This is a genomic window from Oceanibaculum nanhaiense, assembly GCF_002148795.1.
Taxonomy (GTDB): domain Bacteria; phylum Pseudomonadota; class Alphaproteobacteria; order Oceanibaculales; family Oceanibaculaceae; genus Oceanibaculum; species Oceanibaculum nanhaiense.
Genome location: NZ_MPOB01000016.1, coordinates 1 through 18,393, shown reverse-complemented (window position 1 = coordinate 18,393; position 18,393 = coordinate 1). Strand labels below are relative to the sequence as shown.

General features: G+C 61.7%; 18 protein-coding genes, 1 tRNA gene and 1 pseudogene. 8 read left to right on the top strand and 12 right to left on the bottom strand.

All coding sequences use genetic code 11. From position 1 onward, the window contains the following. From BKM74_RS17670 to BKM74_RS17650, 5 genes and pseudogenes are all read right to left on the bottom strand, one after another. Complete coding sequence (locus BKM74_RS17670; protein ID WP_086467039.1) at window positions 1–363, bottom strand: DUF6915 family protein; 363 nt, start codon at window positions 361–363, stop codon at window positions 1–3. Between the two features lie 10 nt (window positions 364–373). Beyond that, on the bottom strand, window positions 374–850 hold the full coding sequence (locus BKM74_RS17665) for a DUF6878 family protein (RefSeq protein ID WP_086467038.1): 477 nt from the start codon (window positions 848–850) through the stop codon (window positions 374–376). Continuing rightward, on the bottom strand, window positions 777–1,313 hold the full coding sequence (locus BKM74_RS18895) for a hypothetical protein (protein WP_217895526.1): 537 nt from the start codon (window positions 1,311–1,313) through the stop codon (window positions 777–779). The genes BKM74_RS17665 and BKM74_RS18895 overlap by 74 nt, the downstream gene beginning before the upstream one ends. Window positions 1,314–1,420: 107 nt before the next feature. Next, window positions 1,421–3,502, bottom strand: a complete 2,082-nt coding sequence (locus tag BKM74_RS17655; protein ID WP_086467037.1) for a ParB/RepB/Spo0J family partition protein — start codon at window positions 3,500–3,502, stop codon at window positions 1,421–1,423. A gap of 175 nt (window positions 3,503–3,677) precedes the next feature. Then, a pseudogene (locus BKM74_RS17650) lies at window positions 3,678–4,004 on the bottom strand (YkvA family protein); the annotation flags it as partial. 173 nt (window positions 4,005–4,177) lie between these two features. Here BKM74_RS17650 and BKM74_RS17645 point away from each other — a divergent pair. Both BKM74_RS17645 and dmeF read left to right on the top strand, forming a co-directional pair. After that, the gene (locus BKM74_RS17645) at window positions 4,178–4,444 is read left to right on the top strand and encodes a metal-sensing transcriptional repressor (RefSeq protein WP_086467035.1); all 267 of its coding nucleotides are present in this window, start codon (window positions 4,178–4,180) and stop codon (window positions 4,442–4,444) included. Window positions 4,445–4,458: 14 nt separating this feature from the next. Next, window positions 4,459–5,424, top strand: a complete 966-nt coding sequence (dmeF, locus tag BKM74_RS17640; RefSeq protein ID WP_086467034.1) for a CDF family Co(II)/Ni(II) efflux transporter DmeF — start codon at window positions 4,459–4,461, stop codon at window positions 5,422–5,424. Window positions 5,425–5,461: 37 nt separating this feature from the next. Here dmeF and BKM74_RS17635 read toward each other — a convergent pair whose 3' ends face one another. From BKM74_RS17635 to BKM74_RS17625, 4 genes are all read right to left on the bottom strand, one after another. After that, window positions 5,462–6,424, bottom strand: coding sequence for an ArdC family protein (locus BKM74_RS17635; protein ID WP_086467033.1), 963 nt, complete (start codon window positions 6,422–6,424; stop codon window positions 5,462–5,464). A 121-nt stretch (window positions 6,425–6,545) separates the two neighbouring features. After that, entirely contained in the window at window positions 6,546–7,058 is a 513-nt protein-coding gene (locus BKM74_RS17630) for a DNA -binding domain-containing protein (protein ID WP_176342607.1), read from the bottom strand. Next, window positions 6,961–7,374, bottom strand: a complete 414-nt coding sequence (locus tag BKM74_RS19195; RefSeq protein ID WP_407668716.1) for a transcriptional regulator domain-containing protein — start codon at window positions 7,372–7,374, stop codon at window positions 6,961–6,963. The genes BKM74_RS17630 and BKM74_RS19195 overlap by 98 nt, the downstream gene beginning before the upstream one ends. Window positions 7,375–7,679: 305 nt before the next feature. Continuing rightward, the gene (locus tag BKM74_RS17625; protein WP_086467031.1) at window positions 7,680–8,297 is read right to left on the bottom strand and encodes a hypothetical protein; all 618 of its coding nucleotides are present in this window, start codon (window positions 8,295–8,297) and stop codon (window positions 7,680–7,682) included. A gap of 248 nt (window positions 8,298–8,545) precedes the next feature. On the opposite strand from BKM74_RS17625, the gene BKM74_RS17620 reads away from it, so the two are divergent. After that, window positions 8,546–9,445 carry a helix-turn-helix domain-containing protein gene (locus BKM74_RS17620; RefSeq protein WP_176342606.1) on the top strand — a complete coding sequence of 300 codons (900 nt, stop codon included), beginning with the start codon at window positions 8,546–8,548 and terminating at the stop codon, window positions 9,443–9,445. A gap of 124 nt (window positions 9,446–9,569) precedes the next feature. On the opposite strand, the gene BKM74_RS17615 is transcribed toward BKM74_RS17620, so the two are convergent. Beyond that, window positions 9,570–9,860, bottom strand: a complete 291-nt coding sequence (locus BKM74_RS17615; protein WP_086467029.1) for a helix-turn-helix domain-containing protein — start codon at window positions 9,858–9,860, stop codon at window positions 9,570–9,572. Window positions 9,861–9,993: 133 nt separating this feature from the next. On the opposite strand from BKM74_RS17615, the gene BKM74_RS17610 reads away from it, so the two are divergent. Then, complete coding sequence (locus BKM74_RS17610) at window positions 9,994–10,272, top strand: DNA -binding domain-containing protein (RefSeq protein ID WP_086467028.1); 279 nt, start codon at window positions 9,994–9,996, stop codon at window positions 10,270–10,272. 211 nt (window positions 10,273–10,483) lie between these two features. On the opposite strand, the gene BKM74_RS17605 is transcribed toward BKM74_RS17610, so the two are convergent. Then, the gene (locus BKM74_RS17605) at window positions 10,484–11,116 is read right to left on the bottom strand and encodes a DNA-binding protein (RefSeq protein ID WP_086467027.1); all 633 of its coding nucleotides are present in this window, start codon (window positions 11,114–11,116) and stop codon (window positions 10,484–10,486) included. A gap of 63 nt (window positions 11,117–11,179) precedes the next feature. Between BKM74_RS17605 and BKM74_RS17600 the strand changes: the two genes are divergently transcribed. From BKM74_RS17600 to BKM74_RS17585, 4 genes are read left to right on the top strand one after another with little or no spacing between them, the layout of a single operon-like run. Then, complete coding sequence (locus BKM74_RS17600; protein WP_086467026.1) at window positions 11,180–12,556, top strand: Wadjet anti-phage system protein JetA family protein; 1,377 nt, start codon at window positions 11,180–11,182, stop codon at window positions 12,554–12,556. After that, on the top strand, window positions 12,553–13,239 hold the full coding sequence (locus tag BKM74_RS17595; protein WP_086467025.1) for a DUF4194 domain-containing protein: 687 nt from the start codon (window positions 12,553–12,555) through the stop codon (window positions 13,237–13,239). The genes BKM74_RS17600 and BKM74_RS17595 overlap by 4 nt, the downstream gene beginning before the upstream one ends. Further along, the gene (locus BKM74_RS17590) at window positions 13,239–16,781 is read left to right on the top strand and encodes an SbcC/MukB-like Walker B domain-containing protein (RefSeq protein ID WP_086467024.1); all 3,543 of its coding nucleotides are present in this window, start codon (window positions 13,239–13,241) and stop codon (window positions 16,779–16,781) included. Before BKM74_RS17595 ends, BKM74_RS17590 begins: the two co-directional genes overlap by 1 nt. Then, window positions 16,768–17,958, top strand: coding sequence for a Wadjet anti-phage system protein JetD domain-containing protein (locus tag BKM74_RS17585; RefSeq protein WP_176342605.1), 1,191 nt, complete (start codon window positions 16,768–16,770; stop codon window positions 17,956–17,958). The genes BKM74_RS17590 and BKM74_RS17585 overlap by 14 nt, the downstream gene beginning before the upstream one ends. Before the next feature lie 191 nt (window positions 17,959–18,149). Here BKM74_RS17585 and BKM74_RS17580 read toward each other — a convergent pair. Beyond that, window positions 18,150–18,226, bottom strand: a tRNA-Met gene (locus BKM74_RS17580). Window positions 18,227–18,393: the final 167 nt, after the last annotated feature.

Below are 18,393 nucleotides of genomic sequence, written 5' to 3'. Positions count from 1 at the left end.
TCAGGCGGTAGCCGCGAAGGGATCGACGTCGCGGTGGATCGGCTGGGCGCGGCCCATCCAGGGTTCTGGCCGAATGCAGCGGACCCAGTCGGCGAAGCTCGGGATGAAACCGAGATCCTCGCGCACATGCTGCTCGCCGATCAGGCGGACCGGCACGACGCGGCCCGAGGAGATCGTGATCGTCGGTCCGAAGAAGCGCTCCAGCATGAAGATGCCTTCTGCGTGGTGGCGCAGCGCCCGGTGACGAAAATCGGCCGTGATCGCCTTCGACTCGTCGAACCATTGATGGAGCGGCAGATAGTCGTCCGCCGTGCCGCCCCATTTGTTCACCGAGGAGAGGGCGTGATGATAGCAATGTCCCATCGTCGCCTCCTCAGAATGCGTGCTGGGAGTATTCGGACGTCATCATCCGCTCGTTGTATTCGAGCGTGATGGTCCGGCTCTCGACGTCGAAGGTGAAATCGCCATAGGCGCCTTCGTTGTTCTCCCAGCCGCCATGGGTTTCCTCAAGGAAGTCGTAGGCGAACTTCTCGATCACGTCGCGGACCGACGGGGTGGATCGCTCCAGTCCCGAGCCGTCGTAAAGCGGCTCGGTGATCTCGATCCGGTCGGGAGGAAGTTCGACGATGGTATCGGTCGCGCAGGCCTCGATATCCTCGATCTGGCCGGAATCGCCATAGCCGTCGAAGCGGACGGTGACAGTGACGATGCCGGCAGCGGCGAGCACGTCGAAGAGGGCGGCCTTGTTGGCGGGAAGCACCTCCTTGGCGAGCCGGTCACGTTCTCGCGCCTGAGCCTGCCAGGATTCCCAGTCCGGATTGACAGTGGGGGCCGATGTGGTGTCGGTCATGATTGACCTCCTGATGCGGGTTGCGGGACGGCCGGCGGGCTCTCTCTCGGCCCGACCCGGCTCGCCCGTCCCGATTGTCCTCCCCCTCACATGCTGCGTGGGCGCGGCCGCCGTTGGCCGCGATCACCGCGCGGACCCGCTCGGCGAGCGCCGGAATGTCATCAAGGAGCCGCAGCGGCGCGAAGTTGTTGCATCCGCCCGTATAGTCGCGCCGGCCTTCGCAACTGCGGATGAGGATGCCGGTGTCGGCACGGGTCGCCGGCTGGCAGACCTGCACATAGACGCGCTCATGATGGAGCGTGATCTCGCCGGACACGGCGATCCCGCCCTGGTTCGAGCGCAGATCGAACGATGCGGGCGAAAAGCCGAGTTCCGCGGCGAGGCAACGAAGCCGCGCCCGGGCGACGGTATGGAAGCGACGCTTTCGATCGGGCTCGTAGGAGCAGGAGGTGTACCAGTCCATCGAAAGTCTCCTGAAATGCGAAAGCCCGGCGCCCCTGCGACAAGCTCAGGAGGCCGGGCTCTGTGTGAGAGGGTACGGGGCGACAAGCGCCGCCCCGCTGGTCGAGGTCATTCTGCCGCGATGGCGGGCGGCTGCGGCTCTTTCGGATCGGAGTCCACGGAGGCGCCTTCGTCGTCATCGAGGAACGCCGGTAGATTCTCGGTCGTGGCCGGTTCGTCGACAGCCGTCTCGGCGTCCGGCAGGCGAAGCGGCTCGGGCAGCCACCCCGATCCGGCGAGCAGGCGCTCGGCCTCCTTCGCCATGTCCGGCTTCTTGAGGTGGTCGATGAGCTGGGCCGAGGCTTCGCCCTTGGCCTCGCGCACGGCTTCGAGGATGCGTGCCTTGGTGACGCGGCCGAGATAGTTGTCGACGGTCGGCGTCCAACCGGCCGCGACCATGTCGAGACCGACGGCTCGGGCGACCCGTCCCGCATGGACGATGCGGCGCGGGTTGCGGTTCCACGGCTCATGGACCGCGTTGACCGAAAGCGACGCGCAGTGCGCGAACAGCGATGCGCGGCTGTCGCCGTCGAAGGCGATGAGCGCGTTCCAGAGGTCACTGGCGTCCTTCGGCAATTGTCCGGCCCATTGCGCGTGCCGGCCCTCGATCGCCTTGGCCGACGCACTGTCGTTGAGCCCCGGCGCCTGCGTGCCGAAGCTCGCGCTCTTCGCCGCGATCTCCAGGCAGGTCTCAGACGCATAGCGATAGAAGGCGTTGAGACAGAGCGCATGAAGAACCGCGACGAAGGCGGTGTCGGGATCGTTCGCCAGCGCGTCGCGCAGCGCCAGCGTGCGATGAGCGGTGAGCTCGGTGACCAGACGGTCGGGCAGCGGCTTGATGCCATCTTCCTCCTCGGCGGTCTCGGCACTCGCCGACGATCCGTTGCCGCCGATGGTGACCACCGTGCGCTGGACATCGCCGTCGTCCTCGGAACCTTCGGGCGCGTCGCCATCGGCGTCCGGCTCGGCCGGCGCTTCATCCTCGGGACGGACATAGCCGCGCTCGATGCGCAGATCGCCGTCGCCATCAATGCTGACGAAGGCGCCGGCACGGGCAATGTCGGCGGGATCGTAGATCACAGGGCGATCGTCGAACGCCTCCAGCGCTGTCTCGATCTCGCCGAGACGCTGGTCGACCTCGTCGGGGAGTTCTTCGACCTCCGCGTAGGTCTCCTCCAGCTTGTTGTACTCGGCGCGCAGCGCGTCGTGGGTCGCCTGCTCCTCGTCGGTAGGCGATGCCGTCTCCCCGGCAAGGCGGCGGAGACCGGCGGTATGGCCGTAGGGAAACTCCGCCGCGACCTCGATCCATTTCCAGCCCTCGCCGCGGAGCGCCTCCGCCTCTTTGGTCAGCTTCTCGACGACGAGCCGGTCGAGCAGTGCCGGATCCTGCAGCCAGCCGCCATCGTCCTGCTGGAAGAGATCGCGCATGACGGCGCCACCGGCCGCCTCGTAGACCTCGATGCCAACGAATTGCGCCCGCTTGTCGGAGGCACGGATGGCGCCTTCGGTAAGTTGGCGGCGGATGTAATAGGGCTCCTTGTTGTAGGAGCGGGCAAGCTGCTCCCACACCTGCTCCTGCCGGTCATGGTCATTGGTGACGGTGAAGGCCATGAGCTGCTCGAGCGTCATCTCGTCGCCGGCATAGATGTCGAGGAGCTTCGGCGAGACCGATGCGAGCTTCAGGCGCTGCTTCACGACGCTGGGGCTGACGAAGAAACGGGCGGCGATCTCGTCCTCACCCAGGCCGGAGTCGCGAAGGGTCTGGAAGGCCCGGAACTGGTCGAGCGGATGGAGCGCGACGCGCTGGACGTTCTCGGCCAGGCTGTCCTCCTCGGGCGTCCCGCCTTCGCGCACGACGCACGGCACGGGCTGGGTCTTGGCCATGCGCTTCTGCTTCACGAGCAGTTCGAGCGCACGGAAGCGCCGGCCGCCGGCCGGAACCTCGTACATGCCGGTCGCGACGCCCTCAGCGTTCAGTACCGGCCGCACGCTCAAGCTCTGCAGGAGCGTGCGCCGGGCGATATCCTCGGCCAGGTCCTCGACCGAGATGCCGGCCTTCACCCGGCGGACGTTCGCCTGGGACAGCACCAGCTTGTTGAAGGGAATGTCCTGGGACCGGCTCAGGACGATCTTGGGATTGGCGGTTGCCATGTCGGTTCTCCATGACGGGCCGGCCGGGAGCCTCTCTCTCGACCTCCAAACCCGTCACAAAGTCCCCCTCCCGCCTCTCCCTCTGGAGCCAACGCGTCCGGGCAGTGTGTCCGTTTGAATTTCAGCGCCCGAAATAGCGATAGACGAACCATCCCGACAGTCCAATACAAGCTGCCCAGATGCAGACAATCACAACAGCCGCTCTGCGGCTCACCGGGCGCTCCTGAGCCGCTGCGGCCAAGTCACGGTGTTCAGCCAGAATTTTCGGAGGGATCAGGCGAATGACGAGAAGGATACCAAGCGGAAGCAGGATCACGTCATCCAGGTAGCCCAGAACCGGAATGAAATCGGGAATAAGATCGATCGGGGAGAGCGCGTAGCCCACCACGACAAGGGCCAAGGCTTTGGCATACCAGGGCACGCGAGGATCGCGGCTGGCGAGGTACAGCGCATGTACATCCCGCTTAATGATACGCGCCCAGTTCTTCAGACGATCTGCCATAGGCATCCTTAATGCGAAGTGGGGAAGCGAATGAATGCCCCAATAGATCGGAGCCGAGCAACGCCCCGCCTGCGATAAGCCGCGTCTCTTACCAAAAGCGAGAGCCAAACTGAGACGCTACCGAAGTTTATCATACTTGACCGTATCCCCTCCAGGGGGATAGGATAACAACTATGAGCCATGCAGACAATCCGGATATTCTCAGGCGTCTTCGCCGCGCCGAAGGCCATCTCTCAACTGTCGTCCGTATGGTCGTCGAGGGACGGGACGGAATGGTGATCGCCCAACAGATGCAGGCCGTGATCAAGGCACTAGAGAAGGCTAAGCAGATGCTGATCATCGATCACATCGACCACCACTTGGGGGAGGTTACGGGCCCGCTACCGCCTGAAGTTCAACAGAAGATCGCGGAGTTCCGCGAGATTACGAAATACCTCTAAAGCGAAGGCTTCAAATGCACTCCGATTCCGTCGAGTCCTGGCAACACGATCATGTTTTCCTTGGTGCGGATCATGCCCGCAACGAGCGGCGGACCTGGATCGTCATCGGCCTGACGGCTGTGATGATGTTCGGAGAGATCATCGCCGGAGCCATGTTCGGGTCGATGGCGCTGCTGGCCGACGGTTTTCACATGGCGACCCATGCCGGGGCGCTTACGATTGCGGCTGTCGCCTATCTCTACGCACGCCGCAACGCTCACGACGAGCGCTTCACATTCGGAACCGGCAAGCTCGGAGAGCTGGCCGGATATTCAAGCGCCGTCATCTTGGCAGTTATCGCCCTGTTGATCGGGTTCGAGTCCGTGCTCCGCCTCACCGCGCCTATCCCTATTCGCTTCAATGAGGCCATTGCCGTGGCTGTTTTGGGACTGATCGTCAATCTGGTGAGCGCGTGGCTGCTCCACGACGGCGGTCACCACGATCATCAGCACCATGACCATGGTCGGCAGGACGGTCACCCACACGCGCATGCGCATGGCCATCAGGATCATAATCTGCGTTCCGCCTATTTCCATGTCCTCACCGATGCGCTGACCTCTGTTCTGGCGATCGCTGGACTGCTCGGCGGGCGGTTTTACGGCTGGCTCTGGATGGACCCGCTCATGGGGATTGTGGGAGGCGTCGTTATTGCCCGTTGGTCATGGGGACTGCTTCGGGACGCGGGGGCGGTTCTGCTCGACACGATGCCGGACACCGCTCTGTCGGAGCAGATCCGCCATACACTCGAACATGATGGGGATCGGGTTTCAGATCTGCATCTGTGGCGGATCGGCCCCGGCCATATGGCGGTGATCGTATCGGTCATATCTGATCGCCCCCAAGAACCCGGCCACTACAAAGCGAGGCTCCGCGAGCTGCCGCAGCTCTCCCACGTCACGGTCGAAATTCACCGCTGCGAACACGCGCGGCAAGCAGCATAACCGCATACCGACTTGCGGTGATCGCTGTGCAAACGCATCACGCCGCCTCCTGCTCGTCTTCGTCGGCCGCCATATCGACGGGCTCGTCGGGATGCGACTGGAAGGTGAGCAGATAGTCCGCGGCTTTTGACGCGGCGCTCGCGGCACGAACGATGGCGCGGTCATCCTCGCGCAGCACCTCGAGCCAGGATCCGAGGTAGTCGGCGTGCCGCACGGTCGGCACGATGCCGAGCGTGGCGCAGACGAAGGCACTGGTCATCTCCGCACAGAGCTCTTCTTTGGCATAGGGCACGGAACCGAACCCGCCCGACAGGTCACGGCCGAGCCGGGAGGGATGGCCGCTCCAATGGCCGAGCTCGTGCAGCGCCGTGCGGTGCCAGTTGATCGGCTCGAAGTAGGCGTCGGGCCGAGGCACTTGGACGAAATCGTGCGATGGGCTGTAGAAGGCTCGGTCGCCGCCGATGCGGAAATCCGCGCCCGTGGCCGCGATCAGGGCCTCGGCCTGCGGCAGGATCATGCCCTCTGCCACGGGCGGCGGCGAGGTCGAGAGCTCCCGCGGCAGGCCCTCGCATTGGTCGGTGTTGAAGACCGTGAAGCGCTTCAGGAAAGGGATGGCCCCCGGCTCGTCCCCGTCGCGTTCGGCCCGCCGGCGCTCCTCGTCGGGAACGAAGCGGTCGGCATAGACGACAGTCGTGCCGGTCTCGCCCTTACGGACATGGCCGCCGAGCCCAAGCGCCTGGCGAAACGTGAGCCAGCGCTGGCCCGAAAAGCCGCGCTCTACGACTGCACGCCACAGGATCAGCACATTGATCCCGGAGTAGCAATGGCTGGTCGCAGCATTCTTCGGCATGGCGAGCGATGCCTTCGCCGCCGTCGTGCCCCAGGGCTGGACCCAGGGCACGCGGCCTGCCTCCAGCTCGGCGATAAACTTGTCGGTGATTTCCTGATAGAGGCTCGCCCGGTCCCGACCGGAGCGAGCGCAAGCGGTTGAACGTGACATCGCGGATCTCCGAGACGGGCCGGCAAGAGCCTCTCTCTCGCCTCCTCAACCCGTCACGGAATCCCCAGCCGCCCTCTCACTCGTACGGCCGCAAAGGCCGCTACTCCTTCCGCGTTCCGGCTCATCGCAAGAGATCGCGATAGCCGCCGTTCACCAGCTTGTCCGCCATTCGGAGGAGCCGTTGTACCCGAAGGCGCAGATAGTCTGACCGGCCGCACCAATCTTCCTTGACGCCCTTCTCGCCGAAGAGCGCCGCGGCGATTTCGCGATGACTGGCACCGGCCCCCACCGCGTCATGGGCCCGAAGCGCCATCGCCCAGCGGCGGGCGCGGCGTTCCGGGGGATAGAGCCCGCTCGGGAAGCGTCCAAGGCGGTGGAGCAGCATCAGGCGGCGCAGCGTCAGCGTCTTCGCCTCGATATGCTTGAAGCCGGACAGCTCGTAGCGGAAGCGAACGGGGCCATCGAGCAGGCTGCCCGCCGTCACTTCCATCTGGAGGTGATGTACCCCATCACTGAGGAGCAGATGCTCGTGGCCGTCAGGGCACCATAGTACGGTCGCCACGCTGTCGAAACGGCGGATGTCGAAGGCATCGCCATCGCCGTGCCGCACTGGCAGCGTCTCGGCAGCCAGCACCGATGTATCCCAATCGGCTCGCCAGAAGATGCAGGCATCGGTTGCCGGGCGGATCGGCGCCTCCGCGAAAGTGCAAACCCCAATCGCGCGCCTCCTCGGCATCCGATGTGGTGATGACGCGCAATCGCGTGCCGGGCTGTTCGAGCCGCCTACGCGCAAGAAGTTGACTCGTTCGGGCAATGTAGTCGGGATTTCGGCGGAGCCAATTCCAAGCCCAGCCGGAACGGTCAAGAGTCAGCAGGGATTTGTAGTTCGTGGGATCGCGCCAATCGGCGCGCGACGGTTCGCCGGGTTCTTGAGGAATCTCCTTTGCCATGGCACTGCCTCCTCCCGTCGCATCGCTCGTGGCATTCAACGCGCCGAGCGGAGCTGTTCGACGATCTGTCGCTGGGGAGAATGGCTCGTCGCTCAGATGCGGCACGGGCCTCGGGAAGAAGTCACCAGCGACACCCGTTGATATTGGTGCGCGGCAGACGCACCGCTTCCGCGTTCAACCGGAGATTGTCGAGAAATCGGGGTAATCGCCAGGCGACGGGACTGGCATAGTGCCGCAGCGCAAGAGCCGGTTGCAGCCCGTGGCTGTGTAGCACGAGTTCGGCTTCGATTTCGACAGGCTTTTCGTCAGCGCACGTCGCGTTCGTGCTTCCAGCCGTTATCGGTCTGAACCAGGACGTCGGTCGCCTGGTTACCGGGCTTGGCCAGCAAAGCCGCAATCTGGGGGAAGGCGCCCGCGATATCGGGTCCCGTGGCCCACGGCTCGACGTCTTTTAGTTCATAGTCATAAGTGACACGCGAGGCCTTCACCCCGGCAGCGTCGGCGGGCTCGGTGAAGGACTCGATCTTCACGACCTTCCGCCGCGCGAAACAGATGTCCGTGCCGCCGAGAAAACTGTCCGCGCCCTTTCGTACGACCTTCTCACCGGCGGCAGTCGGCGCGTAGCGGAGATAGTCGGTCGCCTGTCCTTGTCCCGACGCTGCGGGCTCGTTCTTTTGGATAGTGGTGCCCGCGATCAGACCGGCCGCCACCAGAGGTTCCAGCTGCCGCTTCCTGGCGGTGTCTCCGTCGCTGCGCAGGTCGACGGGGAATGTCAGCGGAATCGCGACGCAGACAGGGTGCGAGTCGTAATAAGTCTGCAGCGTTTTTTCAAAGATACTGTCATCCGCCTTCGGCGGATCATCGCACGCAGTCAGAAGCGACAGCGCAGCAGCGCAAATGAACAGACTGGAGCGGGGATACATCGGGCTTTCCTCCGTTTACTGCGCAATGCGCCCGGGAATTTGCCAGAATCAGAAATCAAGTAAATATGGTAAAGTTTATATAAATATTGACCAGTATTGCTTCTGAAATTCTCGCCTTATCCTTGTCCTAATCTTCTACTATTCCTTCCACCATTGCACGAGGCTGTGCTCGGAGCGATCGAGGCAACATATAGATACTCGACGTTCGGATGCCAACCTTGAATACCATTGTATGGAGGCTTCGAGGGATGCCGGATTCGCAGCCCAAGAGCCAAATAGAATTGCTCGACTTCGGCTCCGAAACTCCTTCGGCTCGGTTGTCCTACGCCGAGCGGGTTGTCCATGACGGCGTCGGCGTCAGCCGCTGCACATTGCAGCCGAACCCGGGAACTGAGATCGGCGCCACGCAGTTCACGGTCGCCATTCACGAGGGCACGCCGTTCCAGATGGAATGGCGGCTGCCGGAAATGCGTGAAACGGAGCGCCGCCGGATCGTCTCCGGCGATCTCCATGTCAACTCCGGGGACCGCCCGATCTTTCAGCGCTGGACGAGTTCGCCGCGCATTCTCGTCATCGCGATGGAACAGGCCTTCATCAAGCAGATCGTCGGCGAGGCCTTCGATGGGAAGGAGCTGGAGCTGAGGACCCAGATCGGCATCCGGGATCCGGTCATCGAGGGCATGGCTGCGGCGTGGCGCCGGGAACTGGCCGAACGCGGCGCGGGCGGGCGGCTCTATACTGAGGGGTTGGGGTCGGCGCTCGCCGTGCATGTCTTCCGTGCCTATGGCGATGGGCTCAGCCGGTCGCCGCCAGTGATCGGCGGACTCGGCGCGCTGCGCCTGCGGCGCGTCGTCGACTACATCGAAGCACACCTCGCCGACGACATCAGCCTGAGCGACCTGGCGGGGCTGGCAGGCTTGAGCACACATCATTTTGGCGAGGCCTTCAAGGCCTCCACCGGCACATCGCCGCATCGCTACCTGATCGAACGGCGCATCCTCCGGGCAAAGGAACTGTTGCTCGGCGCCGAACAGTCTATCGCCGAGATCGCGATCTCCGTTGGCTTCGCCAGCCACAGCCACTTCACCGACAATTTCCGGAAGCTAACGGGCACCACGCCGTCGCGCTTCCGTATAGACCGGACCTGATTTGCATGACGGTCACGATACCGATCCCTCTTGCGCACCCGAAGTGATATGCTGATGGCGTAAGTGCGCGGCGGACAGACACGCCTAGACCGGCCCGCGAAGTCTGGACCGGCAACGAATTTACCTAGGCTCTGGTGCGCCTTGGTCGGCGACCTTGGATCGCAGGCGGCAAAGGCTCGTCGGCGTGAAGAAGGTTCGAGAGTAATGCGCAGGGGTCTGTTTCAAGCGCTTCGGCGACCTCAACGAATTCAACGACATCCAGCCTACGCTCCCCGCCTTCATACTTGGCGACAAAGGACTGCGGGCGATCGAGCCGTTTGGCAACATCGGATTGCGTGAGCTTCCTGGCTTTCCGGACTTGGGCTAATAATGCTTGCAGTCGTTCTTGCCGCGGCGTGCGGAGCGATTTGGGCATGAAAACCGGCTAAATGGTGAGGCCGGTTCTTCCACTAATCCTGATTTCGGATTATCCCATATCGGGATATTCTTCGACGGCGGCGCCTCCGTCTGCACCCAGCGGAGACGGACGGCTTCAGGAAGGCCGGACTATGACCGAGCTTGATCCCGACGTTGCCGACGACGTGCCTTGGTCAGACAGCGTCACCCGCTACGACGAGCAGCACTTCGTCACCTACCTGCGGCTGCTGGATGCAGACGACGAGGGAGCCGACTGGCGAGAGGTGGCGCGGATCGTCCTGCACCGCAATCCGGCGGCCGAGCCTGACCGGACACGGCACTGCTGGGAAGCTCACCTCAAACGGGCCAAGTGGATGACGGAGCGGGGCTATCGGCAACTATTGACAGACGCGCGAGACTCCCAGCGCTGAAACTCCAACAAGGTACAATAGCGGCGTGGACGGAGGAGACCATTGCCCGCGAGGATCGACGCACTCGAAGCCAAACGCCAGCAGCGACATGTCGGCGTCCCCGTAGACATGAAAACGGCCTCGGATACTTTTCAACCAGCTGACGCTCGAGTGCGGGGGCTCATGACCAGACTCCACGTTCCGCTGTCTGGTCGTGGGCAAGCAATCGATTCTATTCTTGGTTTTTTGCCTTGATGGTGGCGAGCTCCGCCACAAGCTCTTCCACCCGCTTCTGCAGCGAGCGGATCTCTTCCCTATCCTGGCGCTGCGCTCTTTCGAGGACTGCGATAAGTTTCTCGGACGCGCGTAAATCACTCTCGGCGTTTCGCAGCGCTTCCTTCAATTGCCCGCACTGGTCCACGAGTTGCCTGTTTTCGATCGTCAATGTCCTACTTTCACGATGGGCTTCCGAAGTAGCTTGCTGAAGCTGACGATCTGCTTCTGACAGTTTTTTCTCCAAATCGGAGATACGGCTGCGTAGTGCGGCGCCCTCGTTCTTCTGGCCTTTCGATAATTCATCACAGGCCAACTGCCACAACTTCGCGGTGAGACGCCGAATTTCGTCGACGCTCTGATCGTTGTGCCGCCTAAGCTCCGCCATCATGGAGGGCGGCAAATCTGGCGTGTCGGCCTTGGCACTGCGCGGGCCTACGCCTCTCCGATCGATGACCCCCTTGATTCTCTCGACATTTCCTCCGCCAAGCAGCTGCTTCACTCGTGACGGGTTGACCTCCTTCCCCTCGCCGATCAGGGAATCGATGGCCTCCGCGATGTCATCGTCGGTATACTTCGGCGGTCGAGGCATACGAGGTCCTTTAGTTTGTTATAACTTATAATATAACAAACTAATTGGGGGAGGCAACGTGATATGTCCCTGCTGGACACAGTCCCCTACACGCTGTTCCGGATGCTGTGCTCGCCTGCGCGCATCCGCAATGTCGCTGTCCTCGAACAGATATTCGCCCAGTTCTTCGATGACTTCTCCGCCGCCCCCAAGAAGGCCGAAGTCATTCAGGTCATTCGCGAGGTCATCAACGACCCCGCCTATAACGCGCTCGCGGACGACGATGACAGCGGGGCTAGCGATACGGCGGAATACCTCGTTTTCAACAAGCTTCGTGACGACGGCTGGGTCATGGAGGTCAGGAATCGGCGGGTGGTGGAAGTCCATATGCCGCGCGAGGCGCATGCGCTTCTGTCGGTTCTGGTAGGACTCGGAGAGGAACTGAAGGTCGATATCTCGGCGGAAGCCAGCCTCATCGATACCGGCATTCTTGCCGCATACGACGCGCCCGCGGACAAGGTCATGAACATCGCGAGCGCTCGCCGCCAGGCGACCCAACTCCGGCGTTCCATTGACGGCGTTCTGACTTCGCTATTTCGGATTGAGGAAGACCTGATGCAGTCGGAGGATTTGACCGATCTGCTTCAGCGCTTCATGGAAAGCTTTGTCGACAAGCTGCTCCTGCAAAACTACAGAAGCCTGAAAGCCTCTGCCTACAATCCAATGCGCTTCCAGCGCAGCATCATCGACACCACAGAACGCTTCATCAATGACGAGGGCCAGATCGCCCGGGCTGCGACCGCGCTTGCTGATCAGGGGCTGGCTCAAGACATACCATCCGCGACAGCGCAAATCCGAGGCGACCTTGTCCGCGTACGAGATGTATTTGCCAGTCTCGGTGACAAGCTCGACCTGATCGACCGGTTTTCGCACAGGCTGGAACGCCGGATCGCCACGACGGTCCGGTATCAGGAAACGGCCCGGGATGTCCGCGAAGAAGCTTTGCGCGAGGCAGTCCGAGGCGCCTTTGCCTGTCTGGACGCTGGTGCCTCGGCCTGTGTCAGCCCGTTTCCTGGCCTACCGGTCCCCCTTTCGACAGCTACGCTGGCGCTCCCCCGGAAAGCTCGCGACCCGATCGAGCCTCAAGTCCGAAGGCAGAACGCGGTCGATCCGGTCGATCTGAAACGCGAAGAGCTCATGGACGACTACGTCGCTCGCATGGCCGTTACGCCGCGCGCTATCGTCGCGCGGCTCCGGGAGTTCGCCACAGGCGGGGAGTATGTCGATCTCGACAGTTTCGAACCGAGGGATGCGCGCGACATCGCAGTTCTATTCGAGGCTCGGGCAGGACATCTGGAATCTCTACCTGGACTAGAATTCAAACGAATGAATAATATGGGTAATTGCAGATATATATCTGGCCCCAAGATATTCGTTCGACTCAAAGAAGATGAAAGATGATCGTATCGCGCTGGGCCTCACAGGAGGCTGGAAAGGACCCTAATTCGACGGCCGAAGAGTTGACTGAGACGGCCAACCGGCTCCTCCATCGTCAATTCATCACCCGTAGCGATTTAGGAGGCGCCGCTCATTTCGAACGCGTCCAGCGCCATCTCGACTATTTCCAGGAGCTTTTCGCGTCGCTCGGGTTCCGGTTGGTCTTCAACGACGGCTGGGGCTATGTGGGCTTTGTCAGTCCTCAGGCCTATGGGAACGCACGGGTCCCGACGCAGGAAACGATCATCCTGCTCTGCGTACGGCTACTATACTCCGAGGGTGCCAAGAAGGGGTACTTCATCGATGGGAGCGCCGACATTCTGGTCGATGAGGAGGAAATCCAGACTGTCTATTCGTCATTTGGGGCGCGGCGCCTGAAGCCGGGCGAGCTTCGCGAAATCCTGACGCAGTTCAGGCGTCGCGGCCTGGTGAGTTTTGATCAGACCCATTCGCTGAACGTCGATGTCGAGGTGTCGTTGCGCCCGACCCTGCTTGAGGTCGTTGACGAGTCGTTTCTGGCACGGATCGGCGCATGGCGTGATGCGTCATCGTCGCAGCCGGAGACTGCCGCCGCGGACGAGGAACACCCGTTGGCCGCAATCGAAGTCGATGCGGACGCCGAGGCCGCTGACACGCGACGGAGGTGATGGCCATGACGACCGCTTTCGTTCTCAGAAACATCACGGCCGTCAATTACTACCTGTACCAACAGGACTTCCCGATCGAAGGTGCCGGGAATGCCGTTTTCCTGGGCGGCAATGGCTCCGGAAAATCCGTTCTTCTGGACGCGATCCAGATCGTCATGACGGGGATGAACAAACGGTACCTCGACCTCAACAGCCGTATCGCGGAAGGTCGCGCAAACCGACGCACCGTCCTCGAAGCTTGCCTGGGCCTCCTCGACGACGGCCAGGGCTACGAACGAGACTCCTGTGTTACCTACATCGCCTTGGGGTTCGAAACGACCGATGCGACGCGGCGCTGCACGGCCGGCGTATGTATTGAGGCGAAGGCGGCGGCGGGAGAGGAGCACGTTCTAGGGCTCTTTTTTGTCGAGGGCTCCATCCTGCGACGGGACGATTTCGTGGACCCGGTGGAGGGCGGGGTCCAGGAGAAGGCGTGGGCAAGCTTTCTCGATGAGCAGCGGCGGCGGGGCCGCGACGTCCAGACCTTTCAACGTCAAAACAATCGTACCTTCTTGCGTCATCTGTATGCGGTCATCAATGCGAACGCCCGAGGGACGCAACTGGACCCTGATCGTGCGCGCGCCGCGATGCGGCAAGCCCTGTCGTTCGATATCGGACAGATCACGAGCGTAACGACCTTCGTCCAGAGCTTTCTGCTGGACGAAGCACCGATCGAGATCGAGACATTCCAGGCGCGCTACAAAACGTGGCGCGACATGCAGAAAGACATTGCCCGCGTCGAAGCGGAAATCCGCACCGTTGAAACGATACGCTCGCAGTGCGAGCGCGTGATGTCGGATCAGTTCAACGCTCGTCTATGGTCCTATGGCGAGCAGCGCGCGGAATACGACCGCTTTTCGCAGATCATCGAAAAACAAGTCAGCGAAATCGCGGAGATGGAAGAGCAGCTGGGCTCGATCGAGTCCTATCTACCGAGGCTGGAAGACAACATAGACGTGACCAAGCGTCAGATCGACGCGATCACGCAACAAATCGACGGTACACCTGCCTACGAACAGATAAAGCGCGCTCAATCCGGGAGGGCTACGCAAGAGTCGAGGCGCAAAGCCAAAGCCACCGAAGCGAGACCGGTACGTCAGGCTCTCATCGACGTACGCGAGGCCGCTTCGAATTCCGCTTTCCCACGAGACGATTTCCCCGATCTCGTTGGTTTTGTCGATACTCTTCATTCTCTCGATGTCATCGAACCCGACGTCGCGAACTGGCCGTCGAAGCCTCGTGATGTCGCAGAGCTGCTATCGGAAGCGCCTCCGCTATCCGATGCTATCGGGCACATTCAGCGGAACTACGAAGACGTGGCGGGGGATCACGCCAAGTTGTCGAAGGAAGCTGCCGAGCTCGACAGGAACCTGAGCAACCTGAGAGCCGGCGGCCGCATGATGTCGAAGGATACACAGGATTTCCTGGAGGACCTGAACCAGCTCGGCGTGAGCTGCCGCACCCTGTCCGAAGTTGCCGACATCGCCCCACAATACGCCGAGTGGCGCGGGATCATCGAGGCTATCCTGGGTGACTGGTGCGATGCGACAATCGTTGATCCGTCCCGCATGGACAGCGCCTACAGCCATTTCGACAATCACTACAAGGGAACCAAGGCAAAGCTCATTCAGACCGAGAACCTGCCGACGGGGCTTCAGGCGCCGACGCCCGGCACTCTCGCCGAGGCCGTCCTCACGGACGATCGATATGCGCGCGCCTTCATCAATGTACGGCTCGGGCGGATCGTTCGGGCCCGATCCGCGAATGACATTCGGCGGGGAGACCTCGCCGCATCCGCGGATGGCAAATACGCTCACGGACGCGGCATCGAATACCGCCGCCTCCAGGCAGTGCCACGTCTAGGGAAGGCCGTTCGGGAACGACAAATCGAACACCTGACTGAGGCTCGCGCCGGACTCGAAGCGCCGCTTCAAAGAGCGGCCGAGGGAAAGAGCCGCTTGCAAGCCCTCGTCACGGCCTTGGAGCGTGCCAATTCTATCCTGGGGACCAATAGAGAAGATTGGCACGATACGCTTCGAGCCATCGGCGAAGCGGACAACGAGATAGTGCGCCTCGATGACCTCGTCGCAGCGCTTGAGCAAGACCTCCCCGCTGGGCTGATGGAGGAGAAGCGCTCCTTGGAGAAGGACCTCAAAGCGTATCGTGACGAGAAACGAGAGGAGGAGTCAAAGGATCGGGAGCTACGTGAGAAGATCGGCCACCGACGTGGCGGAATGGAGGCGAACAAGACGGAACGCCAAAAAGCTGCCGAGTTGTTGCTTAGCCGGATGCCGAACTTCGAGCTTCGCAAGGCCCGTCACGATCCACCTCTCGGGCTGGAACGGTTTATGGGTAGGGTTCGATCGATATACCGAGACGTGAGCGCTAAACTTGCTCACCCTGCACAGGTGCGAAATCATTTTACCGCGCAGTCAAAGGACAAGGGCCCGGCTCAACGTGCCGCCGTGACCAGGCTCATGTCAGCCATCCAGGACTACGTTCAGGCCAATCCCGATCAGCACCCCGGATTCGACTGGACCGACACCATTCACGCGGAGAAGACGGTTCTCCTTCACGATTGGGCCTCTTTGCGCCAGCGGTACCTGACACAAACCGTGTTGCGGCAGTTCAAGGACCGGGTCGACTTGGCCGTGAAGGCCTTGATCGAAACCATGGTCCACGACTTCCTGAGCCGTCTGCGCGCAAACATAGATACGGTCCGGCGCGTGCAAGACGACCTCAACCGCGAGCTTCGGCGCAGCATCTTCATGGGTGAGGTGTATCAAATCCGGCAGGAGCGCGACCAGGACAAGGAAACCATCCGGTATCTGATCGACCGGCTCGATGTGATCGCACCGAAGGCGACGGCACTCATGCAGAGCGCTCCGGACCCGAACGATCCGGACCAGGTAAAGATCAACGAGCTGATCGAGATGCTGACGGCCGAGGACGTACAGGACGAGGCGGCGCATCGCCGGCGGCTGCGAGAGCTGGCCGACTACCGGAACTATTTCCGGTTCAGCATCGACATCTGCGATCCGGAGAAGAACTACGAGAAGATCTCGGATCTCGAAACGCGACGCGGCAAGGCCAGCGGCGGGCAGAAGTTCCTGCCGTTCTATATCTGCCTCGGCGTTGCATCGTCTGCGGCCTATCGCAATCACCTGGGCGGCGCCCACGATGCGCCGCCGCAGTCGGCGCTGCTCTTGATGGACGAAGCCTTCGAGAAGCTGGATCCTGAAAATATTTACAAGATCATCAGCTTCTATAAGGCGCTCGGTCTTCAGCTCATTATGGCTGCGCCCAAGACGCACCAGGCTTTGTATCAGGAGACGTTCGACACGCTGATCTCGATCATACGTGTGGGGCGCCGCATTCAGGCAACGCCGCAGCATATGCATGCGCCCGCGCACGAGCTCTTGCAGTTGGAGAACCCGATGCACAAGCCTCGTGCCTACTTCGAGGAAGTCGTCCGACGAGAGAGTCAGGATGCCGCCGAATAAAAGTGTCACCGGTGACGACATCCTGAACAGCTTGCTTGATCGTCACGAATCCCCCCGGGAACGCGTTCGCGATATCACCCAGCGCATTGACTACAACCGCGTCGGTGGGCCCGCAGAGCAAGACTCTCTTCATCGCGTATTGCGCGATGCCGAACGTGCCGGCGGGATTCGCCTCGAGGAGGATCGCCTCGGGCGGTTTACCAATGAAATCGCGCGCGTCCGCCTCACCGATGCTGATGCACTCTATCGCTTTCTCAACAGGCTGCCTTCGGCCGATATCGCCGGAACGGCGCGTCAGCGTATCGAGTCAGCATGCCCTGAGATCCTTCACGAACCATTTTTTCAGGCCGTCCTTAGCGAGGCGTCGGCTGCGTGGGCAATCAATCGCAGAGTCCTCGATTTGGGGCCGACCGATCCCGATGGCCTCATTGAAGTCTTTCGCCTGACCCATGGAATCGTTCACTGGGCCGGGCGCGACATCGATCATCGGACATTCTCCCGGCGGACCGTCGGTGACAGCAAGGCGCTCGAGCGTCACGAAGGTCGCGTGGCCGCGTTGTTGCGACGCTGGAGTCCGGCAACGTCAGATCTGGAGTCCCGAGAGGTTCTTCAAGCGCACGGTATTGTGCGCCGCGCCCACCCACTATTCCTGAGGGGCCCTGTTAGTGTCACGTCCGATACTATCCGACTTGAAGGCAGCGGCGTGCCGTTCGTCGGGCTTCCCTGGTCTACGGTCCGGTCGGCAACGCTGCATTCGCCGGTCGACTACACGATCATCATCGAGAACCCGACGAGTTTCTGGCGATACTGCATGGAGATCGAAGGGCAATATCTTGCGTTACTCAGCGACGGATTTCCGGCGCGCGATGTTCTCGCCGGCATCGTACACATGGTCCGAGTGGCGCAGCCGGCTCCATTGTTCCATTGGGGGGACATAGATGCTGGCGGATTGCGGATCGCCAAGCACCTGGAGGACGCCTGCGGTGTCCCCCTTCGACTGCACGATATGGCGCCAGAACTGGCAACAAATTGGGGAACGCCGCTCAAGTCTCGAGCCGGCCTGGAGCGGTTGGCTGGTCATGGTGGAGAAATCGGGTCTCTTGCCCAATGGCTCCAATCAAGCGATGGGCAGGCGCTGGAGCAAGAACAGCTCGATCCCCGGCCCCCACCAGCGTAGAAACCTCCGTCGACCTCCGCAGGCCAGATTTCGTCACTCGGTGCTCAGCACCGGTGCAAGCCGGCTTTCCTGGTTCCGATCTACGCCAGAATACGATTTCGGATGGTAGCTATATGGTAGCTGCATCGGATTTCAGATAAAGAGAAGGCCGCCCTACGGCGACCTTTCTTATTGATTTTGTTTTAGAATTTTGGTTGCGGGGGCAGGATTTGAACCTGCGACCTTCAGGTTATGAGCCTGACGAGCTACCGGGCTGCTCCACCCCGCGCCGGGTGTGGTGGTGGCCGGGCATGCTGGTTTTGCATGCCGGCGAAGTTTTGTGGCTGTTCCCAGTCTGGTTTTCTGGGTGTGCTGCCCAAGTCTGCTGCCTGGAACTGTGTGGGTATTGGAGGCAGCGTCGGGAGCGTGAAGTGGACATGGTGTGTGGGAGGTTCT